Raw genomic sequence first — 15,758 nt, 5'->3', positions numbered from 1 at the left:
GTGCGGCCGCTCGAACAGGAGGAGATCGCCGCATGTTTTACGCCATCCTGGCCTATCACGTCGAACAGACCATCCAGTCCCTGACGCCACAGCAGGATGCGGCGCTGATGCACGACCTGCTCGAGGTCAATGCCAGGCTGACCCGTGAGGGCAAGCTTGGGCCGGCAGCCAGGCTGGGCGCGACCGCCGAGGCCGTCACGCTGCGCGGTCCGGGCGAAGGCATCGTCATCGACGGGCCGTTTGCCGAGACCAAGGAACAATTGCTGGGTCTCTATGTCCTCGACTGCGCCACGCAGGAGGCGGCGATTGCGGCTGCGCGCGACTTGCGCCGCGTGAATCCCTCGGCGGTCTACGAAATCCGGCCGATCACATTTTACCTTCCCGGCCTGGCGTTCCCCGTGACGAAGGGCGATTTCCAGGAGGCCGCCAGCGGCTGAGAGCCGCTTGCCCTACCCCATGGCCGGTCAGGCGGAAGCGATCTCGTTGCCCAGGCGGACCGTTTCGGCGACGAGAAGGTCGAGATCCTCGCGCCGGGTCCGGTGGTTGTTGATCGCCACCCTGAGGCAATGCTGGCCTTGCACCGTGGTATCGGAAATGGCGGCGATGCCCTCTTCCTGCAGCCTCAGCATGATCTCGGTGTTGAGCGCTTTCGCGCGCTCGCCATCGAGACCATCCGCGCGATAGCGGAAGCAGACGATGTTGATGCTGGTCGGCGCCGTCAGTTCGAGCGCTGGTTCGGCCGCGATTAGCCCTGAGAGATACTGCCCCTGCGCAATGTTCTGGTCGATCAGGCGGCCGAATTTTTCGACGCCGTGTTCTCGCAACGCCATCCACACTTTGAGTGCCTTGAAGCCGCGTGACGTCTGCAGGCCATAATCGTGCAGCCATTGGCCGGAGGCGAGGCCGCGCGGTGTCGATTCCAGATATTCCGGCGTCACCGCGAAGGTCTTGCGATGCGCCGAGGCATCCCTGACCAGCGCGCAGCCTGCCTCGAACGGAGCGTGCAGCCATTTGTGGGGGTCGAGCGCGATGGAATCGGCCCATTCGATGCCGGCGACACGACGCGCATTCTCGGGCGCGATCGCGATCAGCGCGCCGATGCAGCCGTCGACATGGAACCAGAGATCCTCCTCATGCGCCAGCTTGGCCAGCGCCTGCAGATCGTCGATGGCGCCGGTGTTGACAGTGCCGGCATTGCCGATGATGCAGGCCGGCTTGAACCCGGCCGCGCGATCTTCCGATATCGCCGCCCGCAAAGCTTCGATGTCGATGCGAAGTCCGGCGTCGCTGGCAATGCGCCGCAGCGCCTTGTTGCCGAGGCCGAGCGCTTCCATCCCCTTGCGGTGACAGGAATGGACCTGGTCCGAGCCATAGAAACGCAACGGCTTTTCGATTGCTCCAACGCCGTGCTCGCGCACGTCGATGCCGGCCTTGGTGTTGCGCGCCACGGTCAGCCCGATGATGTTGGCCATCGAACCGCCGCTGACCAGCGTGCCGCTGGCCGAAGCCGGCATGCCGGTAATCTGCTTGCACCAGTCGACGACCTGTCCATCCATCAGGGCGGCGGCATGATTGCCGCCGCCGAGATTGGAGCCCTGGATTGCCGCCAGGAAATCGCCGAGCGCGCCGGTGAAGTTGCTCGACCCCATATACCAGGACCAGAAGCGCGGATGGATGTTGCCCATCGGATAGGGCATCACCTTGTCCACGACATCGCCATAGATGTCGGCAAGTGGGGTCGGCGATTGCGGCAGCGAGGCGGTGAAGAAATCCCTCACATCTCCAGGCATCTCCTGCCACACCGGCCGTTGCCTGACATCGCGCAGGTAAGCGACGGCATCGTCAACGATCCGATGCGACAGGCTTTGCACATCGGCCCAGTCCGAGGGGTCAAGCGTTTCCTCGGTACTGGTAGCCGAGTGTCCAGGCATCGCGTCCATGCAGATTGCTCCCGCGTCATCATGCCGGGAACTGGCAACCGGGCGTCGAGCGCGAGAGAGCAAGCTCTTCCGCATTCATCTCGGCCTCGATGCCATCGAACAGCGGCGTCGACATATAGCGTTCGCCGGTATCGGGAAGCATGCACAGGATCACCGATCCGGCCGGCGCTGTGCCGGCGATCTGGCGCGCCACGGCAAAAGCCGAACCGCCGGAGATGCCGGTGAAGATGCCTTCCTGCTGCGCCAGCGCCTTGGCCCATTTCATGCCCTCCGGCCCGGCGATCGGCATCACCTCGTCATAGAAGTTGCCATCGATGGCCTCCTGCAGGACGTGCGGGATGAAATCCGGCGTCCAGCCCTGGATCGGGTGCGGTTCGAAAGCCGGATGGCTGGCGGCCGGCGCTCCGCCGGCGCCACGCATCTGCGGCTTGCCGCTGCCGACAAGCTGCGCGTTGGCCGGTTCGGTGAGCACGATCCGGGTCTCAGGCCGCTCGCGGCGCAGCACCCGCGCCACGCCGGCGACGGTGCCGCCGGTGCCGTAGCCGGTGACGAAATAGTCGAGCCGCGAGCCGGCGAAATCGTTGACGATCTCGCGTGCCGTGGTAGCTTCATGAATGTCGGCGTTGGCCTTGGTCTCGAACTGGCGGGCCAGGAACCAGCCATTCGCTTCGGCCAGTTCCACCGCCTTCTTGTACATGCCGAAGCCTTTCTCGGCGCGCGGCGTCAGCACCACCTTGGCGCCCAGCATCCGCATCAGCTTGCGGCGCTCGACCGAGAAACTGTCGGCCATCGTCACCACCAGCTTGTAGCCCTTCTGCGCACAGACCATGGCAAGACCGATGCCGGTGTTGCCGCTGGTCGCCTCGACAATGGTCTGTCCAGGCTTGAGCGCGCCGGTGCGTTCACCTTCCTCGATGATGTTGAGCGCCAGCCGGTCCTTCACCGACGCCGCCGGATTGAAGAACTCGGCCTTGACGTAGATGGTGGCGTGCGCCGGTCCGAGATTATTGACGCGGATGACCGGCGTGTCGCCGATGGTGTCGAGAATGCTGTCGAACAGGCGGCCGCGGCCGGCCGTGGTTCTGATTTTCTGCTGATGCAACATGGTAGACTCCTGGTTCTTGCTCACGGGCCGGTTACACACCGGCGGTTTGGGCGGCGAGATTTCGACACCTTGCCGCACTACAGGTCCTTGACGTGCGGCAGTGTGGTAAACACCACATTCGGCGCACAAATTTTGCGAGCCGGGTGCACTTTGTCGTGCTCGGTGGTAAAGCAGGGGCCGGCAGGTCAGCGTGGGAGCAGGCGTGGTATCTGGCGTGGAATCGAGCCTGGCGAGCAGCCATCAAGGTGTTGTCGTGCGCCTGTTTGGGCCGCCGACAATTGCGCGCGACGGCGTCCCGGTGGTCTTGCCGGCATCGCGCAAGCTGCGCGCGCTGCTGGCCTATCTGGCGCTGGCGCCCCATCCGGTCGGACGTGGCAAGCTCTGCGAGTTGCTGTGGGATGTTCCAAATGATCCCAAGGGTGAGCTGCGCTGGTGCCTGAGCAAGCTGCGGGCCGCGCTCGACGAACCGGGCCGCTGCAGAATCGAAACATCGGGCGATACGATCGCGCTCGATCTCGACGGCATCTCAGTCGACGTGCTGGATGTCGCGGCGGCGGCTGCCGCAGGCATCGAAACGCTTGAGCCGATGCGACTGCAGTCGCTCTCCGGCCTGTTCGTCGGCGACTTCCTCGAAGGGCTGGAAATCGACCGCAGCCCTCTCTTCAACAGCTGGCTGACCGCGCAGCGCCGCCGTCTCGGTTCCTGCCACGCGGCTATACTGGAACATTTGGTCAAGACGCTGCCGGCCGATTGCGAAGCCGTCTCCGCCCATCTCGAAAAATGGCTGGAACTGACCCCGTTCGACAGCAGCGCCCATGTCGCACTCCTGGTGAGGCTGGCGCGGCGCGGCCAGTTCGGCGCCTGCGAAGACCATCTTGCCGCTGCGGCATCGCTCTTCCAATCGGAAGAGCTGGATTTCGGCCCTGTGCGCCAGGCGTGGCTTGCCATTCGCGCGGAACGTCACTGCGCGACTTTGCCGGCACAGCCTGCGGTGGCGCCGGTGGCGGGCCACAGCCCGATCGCGCGTGCCCCCACCGAAGCCGCGACACCGCACAAGGCTTCGCTTGCCGTCATGCCGTTCGCCGAAGATGCCGGCGGCGTTCGTGGTGGGCTGGCCGACGGCTTGACCCATGACATCATTACCCGCCTCGCCAAGCTCAGGGATTTTTTCGTCATTGCCCGCGGCTCGGTCTTTGCCCTGGCGGAAAAGAACATCGCGCCGGAGGATGCCGGCCGCCGGCTGAATGTCGACTATGTCGCCACCGGCTCGGTGCGCAGTCTGGCGGGCCGGCTGACCGTCACCGTCGAGCTTGTCGAGGTTCGCACGGCCAGGATCGTCTGGGCCGAGACCTTCGAGCGCAAGCCCGAGGACATCTTCATTGTCCTCGACGACATCGGCAACAGCATCGTGGCCTCTATCTCATCCGAGATAGAGATGGTCGAGCGCAACCGCGCCATGCTGAAGGCGCCCAATTCGCTCAACGCCTGGGAGGCTTACCATCGCGGCCTCTGGCACATGTATCGCTTCACCCGCAGCGAGAACGACCTCGCACGGCATTTCTTCGACATTGCTGTCAGGCAGGATCCGACCTTCACCCGCGCCTATGCCGGCCTGTCCTTCACCCATTGGCAAAGTGCTTTCCAGCGCTGGGGCGACCGCGACCAGGACAGCGCGCTCGCCTTTGAGGCGGCCGGCCAAAGCCTGCTGGTCGACGACCACAATCCGGCCGCGCACTGGGCGATGGGCCGGGCGCTGTGGCTGCGCGGCGAAGGCGACCAATCCCTGCTCGAACTGGAGAGAGCCGTCGACCTCAGCCCCAACTTCGCCCTCGGCCACTATGCGCTGTCGTTCGTGCAGTCGCAGTCGGGCGATCCGCAAGCGGCGATCGGATCGTCGGATCATTCGCGCCATTTGTCACCATTCGATCCGATGCTGTTCGGCATGTTGGGCGCGCGCGCCATGGCCCATGTCCGCCTCGGCCAGTTCGACGAGGCAGCCGATTGGGCACTGAAGGCGGCCGCCCGCCCCAACGCCCATGTCATCATCCTGTCGATCGCCGCCCACTGCCTGGCGTTGGCTGGGCGGCTGGACGAGGCGAAAACTTCGCCGCCGCCATCCGCAAGACGCTTCCGGATTACCGAGCCGACGACTTCATCGACACCTTCCGCTTCGACCGGGATGCCACAGCCCTGTTCAAGCTCGGCGCCACGCGCATCGGGCTGGCTTAGAGCATGATCCCAAAAAGTGGGTACCGGTTTTTGGAAAAGATCATGCTCCAACAAAGGGTTAGATCATGATGAGATTTCAACCAAATCTCATCATGGTCTAGCGCCGCAACACCGCGCTCAGCACATCGCGTATCCCGATCGCGCCGACAAAGCGCGACTGGTCGTCGAACAGCGCCACGGGTGCCGTCTGCGAGCGGTGCATGGCCAGCATCACCGTCTTCAGCGAGGTCCCGGGGTTGGCCCAGAACACTTGCGCCGTCTCCTCCGGCTGCGCCTCGACATCGGCGCACGACACCCATACCGCCGGTTTGCCGTCGCGTTCCGCCGCCGCCACCAGCCCGTGCTCGTCGATCTTGAAACGCGTCGTCTTGCGCCGGTCGAGCCACACCCAGCCATTATCGCCGTGCTCGAGGTCGCGGCTGTCGCGCATGACGTTCCAGGCGGTCAGCACCGACAACGGATTCACATTGGCGATGAAGTCGCGGACATAGTCATTGGCGGGCTTGAGCACGATGTCTTCCGGCGCCCCGGTCTGCACGATGCGACCGCCCTCCATGATGGTGATGTGGGTGCCGATCTTCAGCGCCTCTTCCAGATCATGGCTGACGAAGATGATGGTCTTCTTCAGCTCCGCCTGCAGCTGCAGCAATTCGTCCTGCAGCTTGGTGCGGATCAGCGGATCGAGCGCCGAGAACGGCTCGTCCATCAGCAGGATCGGCGCCTCGGTGGCGAAGGCACGGGCCAGGCCGACGCGCTGCTGCATGCCGCCGGACAGCTCATGCGCGTATTTCTTCGACCACTGGTCGAGATTGACCAGTTTCAGCTGGCGTTGCACGCGCTCCTTGCGCTCTTGCTCCGGCACGCCGGCGAGTTCGAGGCCGAGGCCGACATTCTCCTCCACCGTACGCCAAGGCAGCAGGCCGAACTGCTGGAACACCATCGCCACCTGCTTCTGCCGCAGCCGCCGCAGCGTCGCCTGATCGCAGGTCACGACATCGACGATATTGTCGCCGTCCTTGACCAGCACCTGGCCGCGCGACACCACGTTGAGCCGGTTGACCGCCCGCAGCAGCGTCGACTTGCCGGAGCCGGACAGGCCCATCAGCACCGAGATTTCGCCCTCATGCACGGTCAGGCTGGCGCCGGCGCAACCCAGCACATTGCCGGTCTTTTCAAGGATTTCGGCGCGCGTGGCGCCGCCGTCGATCAGAGCCAGCGAACCGGCCTGGTCGGAGCCGAAGACGATATCGACATTTTTGAAATCGACGGCGACGGTCATTTCTTGCCTCCAACGCCGATACGCGTCATCCGGTCGAGCACGATGGCGAGTACGACAATCGCCAGGCCCGCCTCGAGCCCGAGATCGATGCGGCGCGAGCCGAGCGCGCGGTTGATTTCAGTGCCGAGGCCGCCGGCGCCGATCAGTGCTGCAAACACCACCATCGACAGCGACAGCATGATCGATTGCGTCAGCCCGGCCATGATGGTCGGCAAGGCCGAGGGCAGCTCGACCTTCCACAGCAGCTGCTGCTTGGTGGCGCCGAACGCCTCGCCGGCCTCGATGATCGACTTCGGCACCGAGACGACGCCGAGATGGGTGAGCCGGACCGCGGTCGGGATGACAAAGATGATGGTGACGATGAGGCCGGGCGCGTTGCCGAGACCGAACAGGGTCAGAACCGGGATCAGGTAGACGAAGGTCGGCAGCGTTTGCATCAGGTCGAGCACCGGCAGCATGATGCGGTAGACCTTCGGCTTGTGCGCGGCCCAGATGCCGAGCGGCACGCCGATGGCCATCGCCATGGCGGCGGCGGCCACGACCAGCACCAGCGTCTGCACCGTCTGCTTCCAGAGGTTCTGGTTGATGATGAAGATCAGGCCGAGAAAGACGCCTATGGCCAGCGGGCGCGAGCGCTGCAGCAGCCAGGCGATGATGGCGATGATCAGCGCCAGCAGCACCGGCGGCACCATCAAAAGGATGCCAACCAGCCCGTCGAGCAAGAAATTGAGGCCATTCGAGAAGGCCCTGAACACGGTGTCGAAATTGTCGGTGAGGAAACCGAAGAACGCCTTTCCCCAGGCGCCGATCGGTATCTTGTGATCGACCATGAATTTCGAAATCGGATCCATATCGCCCCTCTCATGCGAGAGACCGCCTGCTTCCGGCCTCCGCTGTCGTTAGGTCATCTTCTCACAGGATATGAAAAAGGGCAGCCTTTTCTAGATTGGCTGCCCTTCCTGGTTCGGCTTGGCCGAATTAGTCGGCTCAGCTTCCGAGCGCGGTCTTGACCGCCGCTGCCGCATCACCGCCATCGAAGGTGGTGACGCCGGCAATCCACGGCGCAACCGCGTCAGGGTGCTTCTTCAGCCAGTCGGCTGCGACCGTGTTGGCGTCGCCGCCCTTCAGGATCGCGTCCATCATCTCGCCTTCCATGTCCAGGTTGAACTTCAGGTTGGCGATGAACTTGCCGGCATTCGGGCATTCGGTGGTGTAGCCCTTGCGCACATTGGTGTAGACGGTGGCGGCGCCGAAGCCGCTGTCGCCCATGCCGTCGAGATAGGTGAGCTTCATGGCGCCCATCACCGGATGCGGCGTCCAGCCGAGGAACGCGATCCACTCATTGTTCTTGATCGACTGCTCGGCCTGCGTCAGCATGCCGGCTTCCGAGGACTCGACCAGCTCGAAGCCTTCGAGATTGTCCTTCGGATTCTTGATCATGTCGAGGATGATGCGGTTGCCGTCATTGCCCGCCTCGATGCCATAGATCTTGCCGTTGAACTTGTCCTTGAACTTGCCGATGTCGGTCAGCGACTTGACGCCGGCCTCCGCGACATAGGTCGGTACGACGATGCCGTAGCCGGCGCCGGTCAGGTTGGTGCCGATCGTCTCGACCGAACCATCGGCGGTGTAGTCCTTGATGTCGTTGGTCATCGACGGCATCCAGTTGCCGAGGAAGACGTCGAGATCCTTGTTTTTCAGCGACGCCATGGTCACCGGCACCGACAGCTGGATCGTCTGCGGCTCGTAGCCGAGCGCGGTGAGCAGCACCGAAGCGACGCCGGTGGTTGCCTGGATGTCGGTCCAGCCGACATCGGAAAGGCGCACCGCCTTGCAGCTCTCCGGATCGCCGGCAAGTGCAGCGCTCGTGGACAGAAAAGTCGCCAGGCCGAGGCCGGCGACGAAGGTGTTCATACGCGACATTGGCAGTCTCCCATTGTGATTCTTTGGCGAAGCGTAGTTACGGTTTCTCTGCCCGCCTTGTTTCGTCAGCCAAACACCATTCTGGTGTGGTTTCAAGCGCTAAGACAATCACGATCAACGGCGCGGACTGGCCAAACAGCGACACGCCTGCCGCTTTTTCGATGGCAGACGGCTTTTCCCATGAAATGCAGCGGTGCCCTCTCCCCGCGCCGCGCCAACTCGGCTTAAAAGGACGGCATGGCCAAGCTCTACTTCCACTATGCGACGATGAATGCCGGCAAAACGACAATGCTGCTGCAGGCGTCCTACAATTATCGCGAACGCGGTATGACGACGATGCTGTTCGTCGCCGGCCACTACAGAAAGGGCGACACCGGGCTGATCTCGTCGCGCATCGGCCTGGAGACGGAGGCCGAGATGTTCCGCGACGGCGACGATCTCTACGCTCGCGTCGCCGAGCATCACGAACATACGACGGTGCATTGCATCTTTGTCGACGAGGCGCAATTTCTCGAGGAAGAGCAGGTCTGGCAGCTCGCCCGTATCGCCGACCGGCTGAACATCCCGGTGATGTGCTACGGCCTGCGCACCGATTTCCAGGGCAATCTGTTTTCCGGTTCGCGAGCGCTTCTGGCCATCGCAGACGAACTGCGCGAAGTGCGCACCATCTGCCGCTGCGGCCGCAAGGCGACGATGGTCGTGCGTCTCGGCGCTGACGGCAAGGTGGCCAGACAAGGCGAACAGGTGGCGATAGGCAAGGACGTCTATATCTCGCTCTGCCGCCGCCACTGGGAAGAGGAAATGGGCCGCGCCGCGCCCGACGATTTCATTGGCTTCACCAGAGGCTGAACGGCCGGGACAACATGAAAATTCTGCAGTTCACAGTTGATTGCCCGTTTCCGCCGGTCTCCGGCGGAGAGATCCGGAACGCCGCCAATGCACGCGCCCTGGCATCGATGGGCGAGGTCCTGACGGTAAGCCTGACTGGCGCCCCGGCACCCTCCACACCGCCGAACATCCGTCACCGGATCATCGAGGCAGCGCGCGGCAGGGCGCCTTGGGGCAGGCGCAGCCCGCACCCGACCGTGCATATGATGCCGGACGACGAGCTGGCCGAAGCCGACGCCATCTGGAGGGAATTCGCGCCCGATCTCGTGGTGATCGAGGAGATCGTGCTTTCGCAGCTGCTGACGCTGGCGCCGAAGCATCGCGCGCGCACCGTCCTTGACCAGCACAACATTGATTCCCGGACGGTGTCCGACCGGATCGCCGGCCTGACGCTGTGGCAGCAAATTCGAGACTGGCGCCAAAACAGGCGAAGGAAGGCAGAGGCGCGCGAAGCCGACAGGTGTGCGGCTGCCCTGGCCGACCAGGTTTGGGTTTGTTCGCGGGCCGACGAAGCGCTTCTGTCCGCTCTCGGCCCCGTCAACGACGTCAGGTTCGTCGCCAACCCCATTCCAGACGAGAGCGTGCTTTCCCTGCCGATTGCTGCCGAGCGCTTCAGTGAGCTCAGCCTGTGCTTCATCGGGCATCTCGGCTACTTCCCAAACATCGACGCCGTCAAGCAGATCGGCCGCGCGATGGCGCCGCGCCTCGCCGCCTCCGGCCGGCCCTGGTCGATCACCGTCGCCGGCAGAAACCCGCGCGATGTCGTGCGCGGTCTATGCACCAGGCATGGTCTGCGGTTGATCGAGAACCCACCGCATCTGCCGGAATTGCTTGGGCGTGCCGGCTATGCGCCGATCCCGCTGCGCTTCGGCGGCGGAACCCGCATCAAGGTGCTGGAGGCGATGGCGGCGGGCCTTGTCGTCGCCGCCACCGAAAAGGCCGTCGAAGGGCTTGGCCTGCAGGCGGGCAGGCATTTCCTGTCCAGCGACGATGCCGGCAAGTTGGCATTGAAAATCATCGATCTCGCGACACGCCCGCAAGCGGCCGCCGAGATGGCGGAGATCGGCCGCGCTTTCGTGCGCGACAATCATTCGTCGGCGGCGATTGAAAAGCAGGTCAAGCAGGCGGTCGCGGCGATCCCGCGCACGGATTGAGCCCGGCTGCTATCCACCGGCATACGGCGTTTGTTAAGGCCTGCAGCCTATTTTGTCCTCAGCCAGAGCCAGCCGGGAACCGCCATGCTTCGAGCCATTTCATCAGGCCTTGTCATTTACTTGGCCGGTATCCTCGCCGCGCTGGCCGACGGCGATGCAGCACTTGGCAAGAAAGTGTTCTACCGCTGCATGGCCTGTCACGAGGCGGCAAGCGACCGCGACAAGGTCGGCCCGCATCTCCTCGGTATCGTCGGCCGCACCGCCGGCACCGCCCAGAACTTCAACTATTCGCAGGCCATGAAGGACGCCGGCGCGGCCGGCCTCGTTTGGGACGAAGCCAACCTCAAAGCCTATCTCGGCGCTCCCAAGCTGAAAGTACCCGGCAACAGGATGGGCTTCTCCGGCCTGAGCAGCGACGAGGACATCGCCAACGTCATCGCCTATCTGAAGGCCGCCGATCCGAAGCCTTGAACGGCGCGATGCGTAGCGTGATGGCGACGGCTTCCGCCAGCTGTCTCGCGCTTGCAACTCATTGAGCCCTCTGTCGAATTCAGCACACCCACACTGTCCGAGATCGACTTCTTCGCAGCCGTCAAAGTTCAATGACAATTGAACAATACTTGGCCGGCTGGTTAATCACGCCATGACCCCGCCTTCATTGCCTTTCAAGACGACCAGGCATTTTTTTGTTTTCGGGGCGGGTCTTGTCTTGCGTCTTTCAATCCCCTGATACCCCACATATATTCGCCGCTGTTCGCAGCCAGCGACCGGAAGCCGAAGCGGGAGGCCCCTATGGCGACATTGCAGAATTTCGATGCCGAAATTGCCAAGACCAGGCAGGTCGTGCAGGACATGCGCTCCAAGATCGAGCAGTCGGGCACGGTGCTTGATACGCTGGCCACCGCCGACAAGAAGATCGGCGACGCCAATTTCGACATCGAGAATGCCCGCATCGAGGACGTGCTGAAGCAGCAGAAGGTGATGGAAGGCAACATCGCCGACCTGATCATCGGGCTGGAAGACGCCACCAACGTCTTCGGCACTGAATTCGAGAGCATGAAGAACTACACCGGCTGGGAAAGCTTCGTCGGTGTCTTCTCGGCGCAACGCAAGCAGCGCATGCGCACCGACCGCGTCCGCAACATGTCGCTGGCCGGCAATCTGCAGGAGCTTCTGGTCAAGTCCGACACCATCGTCGGCATCCTGAAAGCGCAGAAAGAGGTCCTCGACCAGCGCTACAAGACCTCGGAAAACAGCCTGTCGCAGGTCATCGAGCGCCGCAAGGTCACCATGACCAACCTCGAGGCGGTGCAGAAGCGCATCGAGGAGGTCAATCCGCTGCTGCTCGACATCGAAAACAAGATCGCCGCTTCTACCAGTCAGAAGGAGCGCACGCAGCTTGAGGGCGAGCGCTCGAAACTGGCGACCGAATACAATGAAAAGCAGGCCAAGGAGCAGGAGCTTCTGGCCGAAAGCCAGACGCTGGAACGCTACACCTCGATGTTCCAGACCTTCGTCGATTCGCTCAACAATCAGATCGCAGCGCAGTCGACGCTGATCAACAAGCTGACCATCGATACCGAGCAGCGCATCGTGCTCTACAAGGCACTGGAAGATTCCTTGAAGACCGCCGCCCAGCAGGATGTCGCCCACAAGATCAACACGCTGGGCAGCCAGGTTGACAACACCGCCGAAGAGACCATGGCCGGCATTGGCGCCGCCTCGCAAAAGCACATCGGCGATCTCCTCGAAATGCACGAGAAGAACATGGTCGCCAGCTCCGACATCCAGCGCCGCAAGAAGCTCGCCGACGACGCCTTCGCCCGCCGTTTCGACGACGTGATGAAGAAGCACAATTCGGCCAACTACGTGCAGTCGTAAGGAGCGGCTGCACGCGGGCACACCGGCATGACTCCCGAAAACGAAGCGGCGGCGCGCTATTTTTCCGCCATCACGGCGGCACTCAGCGGCCTCGAAGTGTTCATGCGCGACGACCGCTCGCCGCTTTACCGGCACGGCATCGTCGCCAAGATTGTCGCCGAATACATTGCCCGGCTGGACAAATCGTTTTCCTGCTGGCGCAACCGGCTCGGCTTCATGGACACGTTCCGCATTTCGCGCGCCGACAGCGGCTATCCCGTCTTCCAGAACCTGCTCGAACTGGAAAACGACCGCCGCCAGGCCGAGGCGCGGCTGGCCAACATTCCGCTGGCCGGCGAATTGCGCGAGGAAATGGCCGACTTCATCCTGCGCCACAAGGAATTCCCCGAAGCGCTGCAGAAGTCGATGGCCGAGCGGCTCTATCTCGAGGACGTCAAGAGCGAACAGACTTTTGGCCCGTTCTCGCTGGCGCAGACGGCCAAGGTCTCGGTCAATCCAAAGACCGGGCGTCCCTATTACCTCGTGCACTGGGCGAGCTTCGACGGCAGCGCCAACCTGCCGCTGGTCTACATGGTGACGGTGGAGGATTCCTCCGAAAGCATGATCCGGCAGCTCGTTGACAGCAGCGGCAAGCTCAATGAACGGGTCGACATCCCGCTGCCGGTGGACGGCCTGCTCAACCCCGAACTCGCCCATCGCTTCGACGATTTCACCGAGAAGAATTCCGCCTACACGCTTTCGCCCGCAACGATTGCGGTCAATCTCGACAAGGATTTCGAGCCGCTGCACCCCAAGCAGCTGCGCCGCGTCGTGCTCGGCCCCTTTTATTCCGCAGGCATTACGGACAACAATTCGACCGTGACCGAGGTGCTGGCCAAGGTGCGCAAACCGGAAAATGCCTGGCTGCTCACCTGGACCATCCAGGAGGTCTACTCCAAGGGCGAGAAACCCGGCCGCAAGGGGCTGTTTTCGAGCGAGAAGACGACGCAGGAATTCTTTATCAACACCGACGATCTCGAAGCCGCGCGCCAGGGTGTGTCGAGCTACGAGAACCACGCCCTGATCCCGCACGAAGCCTATCAAGCACTCTACGCCGCCGGCGAAGCTCAAAAGATCTTTTCCGGCTACAAGGTTCACATCCTGTCAAATGGGCAGGTGATTTCAGATGTCTGACCGTCACATCGCGGAGCATCCTTCATGGACACCGGCCTGACCACCATTCCGGAAGCGGCTATCGAAAAGCACCGCGCAACCGCGCAAAGCTTCATCACTCGCGTCGTCGTGCTGGAGGATCCTTCACGCGAATCCGGCACCGCGCTTGCCGGCACCAATCGCCGCTTTGTCTCGACAGTCTCGGTCGGCTCGGTGCGCCGTACCCGCGAGGTCGAGCTTACCAAGACCGTCGCCGCGATCCATCCCGACGACCAGTTGATGAGCATCCCGCAGCACACGCTTTTGTTTCGCGCCCGCCGCGGCCTGGCGATTGCGCTCGCCATTTCCGATGTCTTCGCCGAAGGCTCCGACCTTGAAAGCCTGCAGGCCAAGAACACCCGCGCACCGCTCGAAGGCGATGAAGCCGCGACCTTCAAGAAGCTTCTGTCAGCCTCTGCTTACGTTTCGGCCTTCAGCCTTGCCTCCTATCTGTTCCAGCTGATCGACAGCGATGGCGAGGCGCCCAACGATATCCCCGAACCCGACTTCCTGTTCGACACGCCGCAGGACGCGGTGAAGTCGATCGTGGCTGGGTTGGACAAGGCGATCACCGGGTCGAAGGACGATGGCGACCTGACGACCCGGGCGCGTGCTTTCGCCCGTGTTGCCATTGACGGGCTCTTGGCCCGTAAAGGCCGCTTCGACGGCATCGGCCCGTTCGAGAACGCCCATATCCGCATCGACGCCGACGATTTCACCCTCGACGGCTTCGACGTCGCGCCCGGCAAGCGCTCCAAGCCGCTGGTGATGACCTTCAAGAAGCCGGAAGAGGTCGTCGGCAACCACATTGCCAAATACCAGTCGGTCAAGCTCGCCAAGATGCTGATGGCCTACGATTTCGAGCGCGAGTTGAACCCGTTCGTCGAACTCGGGGGCTTCCTCTTCACCTTCATCGGCGACGGCGCGCCGGGCACCGGCAAGACGACGCTGATCCAGATGATCGCCGGCCTCGTCAACAATTATTGTCAGGTTGCCGGCTATCCCTTCGCCTATGAGAATTTCGGCGTCGACCAGATCTCGTCCTACCAGGGCAAATCTGGCCAGAATTGCCGCCAGTTCATCAACAATGTCTTGAACCCACGCGTCATCGGTTTCGGCACCGTCGACGACATCGACCAGGTGGCGGCCCGCCGCTCCGACGACCGCGCCTCGGCCGGCCAACAGGAAATCACCGGCGTCTTGATGGACGCCTTTGCCGGCGCCGGCACGGTGGTGCGCGGCAATTGCTCGTTCGGCATGTTTTCCAACTATCCCGAAAATGTCGACGATGCGCTGCGCCAGCGCGCCGGGGCCCGCTGGCTGGTCGACGGCCCACAGAGCCGCGACGACTATATCGACATCTTCGTCCTGCTTGCCGGCAAGAACCACAAGATCCCACTCGGCGACCACAAGCTCTACGCCGCGCAGGAGATCCAGCGCGCGGTGACCGAAGCCTATGAGGAGCACGAGAAGCCTCAGGAAGACGGGCTGATGAAGGTCTATGAGCGCTACATGAAGGAGAATGGCGCGCCGAAATCGATGGCCGACATCGGCACTTATCTGCACCTGATCAAGGATGCCGAGCCGCGCTTCACCGGCCGAGCCATCAAGAACGTCACCGACGCCATCAAGATGCGCGCCATGGACATCGAGCTGCCCGACGACTGGTTCGAGAAGCCGGAAGTCTTCATGCACAAGGGCTACGACGAAAAGAAGGCCATGATCGAGGAACTGCGGGGGCCGTTCTCGATGGACATGGTCATGCAGGAGATCAACCGCTACGCCGACTCGGAGTTCCGCTATTCCGACAAATCCGACGACGCCGCGGTGGAGAAGCTGCTGCGCGACGCACGCCTGCGCGAACGGGCGGGGCGCGAGATGGAGGAGATGAAGAAGAAGGGGCTCTGGAATGCGTGAACTTCCTTCGCTGCCCGCGGGTGCTGAAAGGCTTGGCGCTAACGCTGACGCCCCCCTCTCCCCGTCCTTCACGCGGCGAGGGCAAGGGTGAGGGGCGGCGCATGCGTGGACCAGAGATCGCTCCGACCCTACTGGCAGCTATCGAACAGCGCCTCGATCGGGACATCCGGACCAATGATCTTCGATTTATTGACGCCAAAGGCCATGGGGAGACATGTCCTTGAATGCTAGCGCTGCCCCTCACCCTTACC

General features: G+C 62.9%; 12 protein-coding genes and 1 pseudogene. 8 read left to right on the top strand and 5 right to left on the bottom strand.

Annotated features, from left to right (window positions below):
• Positions 1 to 32 precede the first annotated feature (32 nt).
• On the top strand, positions 33 to 437 hold the full coding sequence (locus tag NLY33_RS12795) for a YciI family protein (protein WP_023705926.1): 405 nt from the start codon (positions 33 to 35) through the stop codon (positions 435 to 437).
• A gap of 27 nt (positions 438 to 464) precedes the next feature.
• On the opposite strand, the gene NLY33_RS12790 is transcribed toward NLY33_RS12795, so the two are convergent.
• Together NLY33_RS12790 and NLY33_RS12785 are read right to left on the bottom strand one after the other, a co-directional pair.
• Entirely contained in the window at positions 465 to 1,940 is a 1,476-nt protein-coding gene (locus tag NLY33_RS12790; protein ID WP_023705927.1) for a pyridoxal phosphate-dependent decarboxylase family protein, read from the bottom strand.
• A 19-nt stretch (positions 1,941 to 1,959) separates the two neighbouring features.
• Positions 1,960 to 3,045 (bottom strand): PLP-dependent cysteine synthase family protein, encoded by a 1,086-nt coding sequence (locus NLY33_RS12785; protein WP_023705928.1) that lies wholly within the window; start codon positions 3,043 to 3,045, stop codon positions 1,960 to 1,962.
• Positions 3,046 to 3,247: 202 nt separating this feature from the next.
• Between NLY33_RS12785 and NLY33_RS12780 the strand changes: the two are divergent.
• Positions 3,248 to 5,274 (top strand): annotated as a pseudogene (locus NLY33_RS12780) (transcriptional regulator).
• 97 nt (positions 5,275 to 5,371) lie between these two features.
• On the opposite strand, the gene choV reads toward NLY33_RS12780, so the two are convergent.
• The 3 genes from choV to NLY33_RS12765 form a co-directional block, all read right to left on the bottom strand.
• Positions 5,372 to 6,553, bottom strand: coding sequence for a choline ABC transporter ATP-binding protein (gene choV, locus NLY33_RS12775; RefSeq protein WP_023669996.1), 1,182 nt, complete (start codon positions 6,551 to 6,553; stop codon positions 5,372 to 5,374).
• Positions 6,550 to 7,404, bottom strand: coding sequence for a choline ABC transporter permease subunit (gene choW, locus NLY33_RS12770; protein ID WP_023669995.1), 855 nt, complete (start codon positions 7,402 to 7,404; stop codon positions 6,550 to 6,552). Before choW ends, choV begins: the two co-directional genes overlap by 4 nt.
• A gap of 136 nt (positions 7,405 to 7,540) precedes the next feature.
• Positions 7,541 to 8,476, bottom strand: a complete 936-nt coding sequence (locus tag NLY33_RS12765) for a choline ABC transporter substrate-binding protein (RefSeq protein WP_023686157.1) — start codon at positions 8,474 to 8,476, stop codon at positions 7,541 to 7,543.
• Between the two features lie 237 nt (positions 8,477 to 8,713).
• Between NLY33_RS12765 and NLY33_RS12760 the strand changes: the two genes are divergently transcribed.
• The 6 genes from NLY33_RS12760 to NLY33_RS12735 all read left to right on the top strand — a co-directional run bounded on the left by NLY33_RS12760 (position 8,714) and on the right by NLY33_RS12735 (position 15,507).
• Positions 8,714 to 9,325: a thymidine kinase gene (locus NLY33_RS12760; protein WP_023707675.1), complete on the top strand. Its 612-nt coding sequence runs from the start codon at positions 8,714 to 8,716 to the stop codon at positions 9,323 to 9,325.
• Between the two features lie 14 nt (positions 9,326 to 9,339).
• Positions 9,340 to 10,518, top strand: coding sequence for a glycosyltransferase (locus tag NLY33_RS12755; RefSeq protein WP_023691608.1), 1,179 nt, complete (start codon positions 9,340 to 9,342; stop codon positions 10,516 to 10,518).
• Positions 10,519 to 10,602: 84 nt separating this feature from the next.
• Positions 10,603 to 10,989 carry a c-type cytochrome gene (locus NLY33_RS12750; protein ID WP_023705930.1) on the top strand — a complete coding sequence of 129 codons (387 nt, stop codon included), beginning with the start codon at positions 10,603 to 10,605 and terminating at the stop codon, positions 10,987 to 10,989.
• 321 nt (positions 10,990 to 11,310) lie between these two features.
• Complete coding sequence (locus NLY33_RS12745) at positions 11,311 to 12,399, top strand: hypothetical protein (RefSeq protein WP_023669990.1); 1,089 nt, start codon at positions 11,311 to 11,313, stop codon at positions 12,397 to 12,399.
• Positions 12,400 to 12,426: 27 nt separating this feature from the next.
• The gene (locus NLY33_RS12740) at positions 12,427 to 13,572 is read left to right on the top strand and encodes a hypothetical protein (protein ID WP_023669989.1); all 1,146 of its coding nucleotides are present in this window, start codon (positions 12,427 to 12,429) and stop codon (positions 13,570 to 13,572) included.
• A gap of 24 nt (positions 13,573 to 13,596) precedes the next feature.
• A complete protein-coding gene (locus NLY33_RS12735; protein WP_023695821.1) occupies positions 13,597 to 15,507 on the top strand; it encodes an ATP-binding protein in 1,911 nt (636 codons plus the stop codon).
• The last annotated feature ends 251 nt before the right edge of the window (positions 15,508 to 15,758 follow it).

This window comes from Mesorhizobium sp. C432A (genome assembly GCF_030323145.1).
Classification (GTDB): domain Bacteria; phylum Pseudomonadota; class Alphaproteobacteria; order Rhizobiales; family Rhizobiaceae; genus Mesorhizobium.
The sequence above is the reverse complement of the archived record's forward strand: the minus strand, read 5'-3'. Positions and strand labels throughout refer to the sequence as shown.

Bases quoted from the DNA above. Each gene is read 5' to 3' on its own strand.
- NLY33_RS12735 (WP_023695821.1), top strand. From the start codon at position 13,597: ATGGACACCGGCCTGACCACCATTCCGGAAGCGGCTATCGAAAAGCAC.
- choV (WP_023669996.1), bottom strand. From the start codon at position 6,553: ATGACCGTCGCCGTCGATTTCAAAAATGTCGATATCGTCTTCGGCTCC.
- NLY33_RS12790 (WP_023705927.1), bottom strand. From the start codon at position 1,940: ATGGACGCGATGCCTGGACACTCGGCTACCAGTACCGAGGAAACGCTT.
- NLY33_RS12740 (WP_023669989.1), top strand. From the start codon at position 12,427: ATGACTCCCGAAAACGAAGCGGCGGCGCGCTATTTTTCCGCCATCACG.
- NLY33_RS12760 (WP_023707675.1), top strand. From the start codon at position 8,714: ATGGCCAAGCTCTACTTCCACTATGCGACGATGAATGCCGGCAAAACG.
- NLY33_RS12795 (WP_023705926.1), top strand. From the start codon at position 33: ATGTTTTACGCCATCCTGGCCTATCACGTCGAACAGACCATCCAGTCC.
- NLY33_RS12745 (WP_023669990.1), top strand. From the start codon at position 11,311: ATGGCGACATTGCAGAATTTCGATGCCGAAATTGCCAAGACCAGGCAG.
- NLY33_RS12750 (WP_023705930.1), top strand. From the start codon at position 10,603: ATGCTTCGAGCCATTTCATCAGGCCTTGTCATTTACTTGGCCGGTATC.
- NLY33_RS12765 (WP_023686157.1), bottom strand. From the start codon at position 8,476: ATGTCGCGTATGAACACCTTCGTCGCCGGCCTCGGCCTGGCGACTTTT.
- NLY33_RS12785 (WP_023705928.1), bottom strand. From the start codon at position 3,045: ATGTTGCATCAGCAGAAAATCAGAACCACGGCCGGCCGCGGCCGCCTG.
- NLY33_RS12755 (WP_023691608.1), top strand. From the start codon at position 9,340: ATGAAAATTCTGCAGTTCACAGTTGATTGCCCGTTTCCGCCGGTCTCC.
- choW (WP_023669995.1), bottom strand. From the start codon at position 7,404: ATGGATCCGATTTCGAAATTCATGGTCGATCACAAGATACCGATCGGC.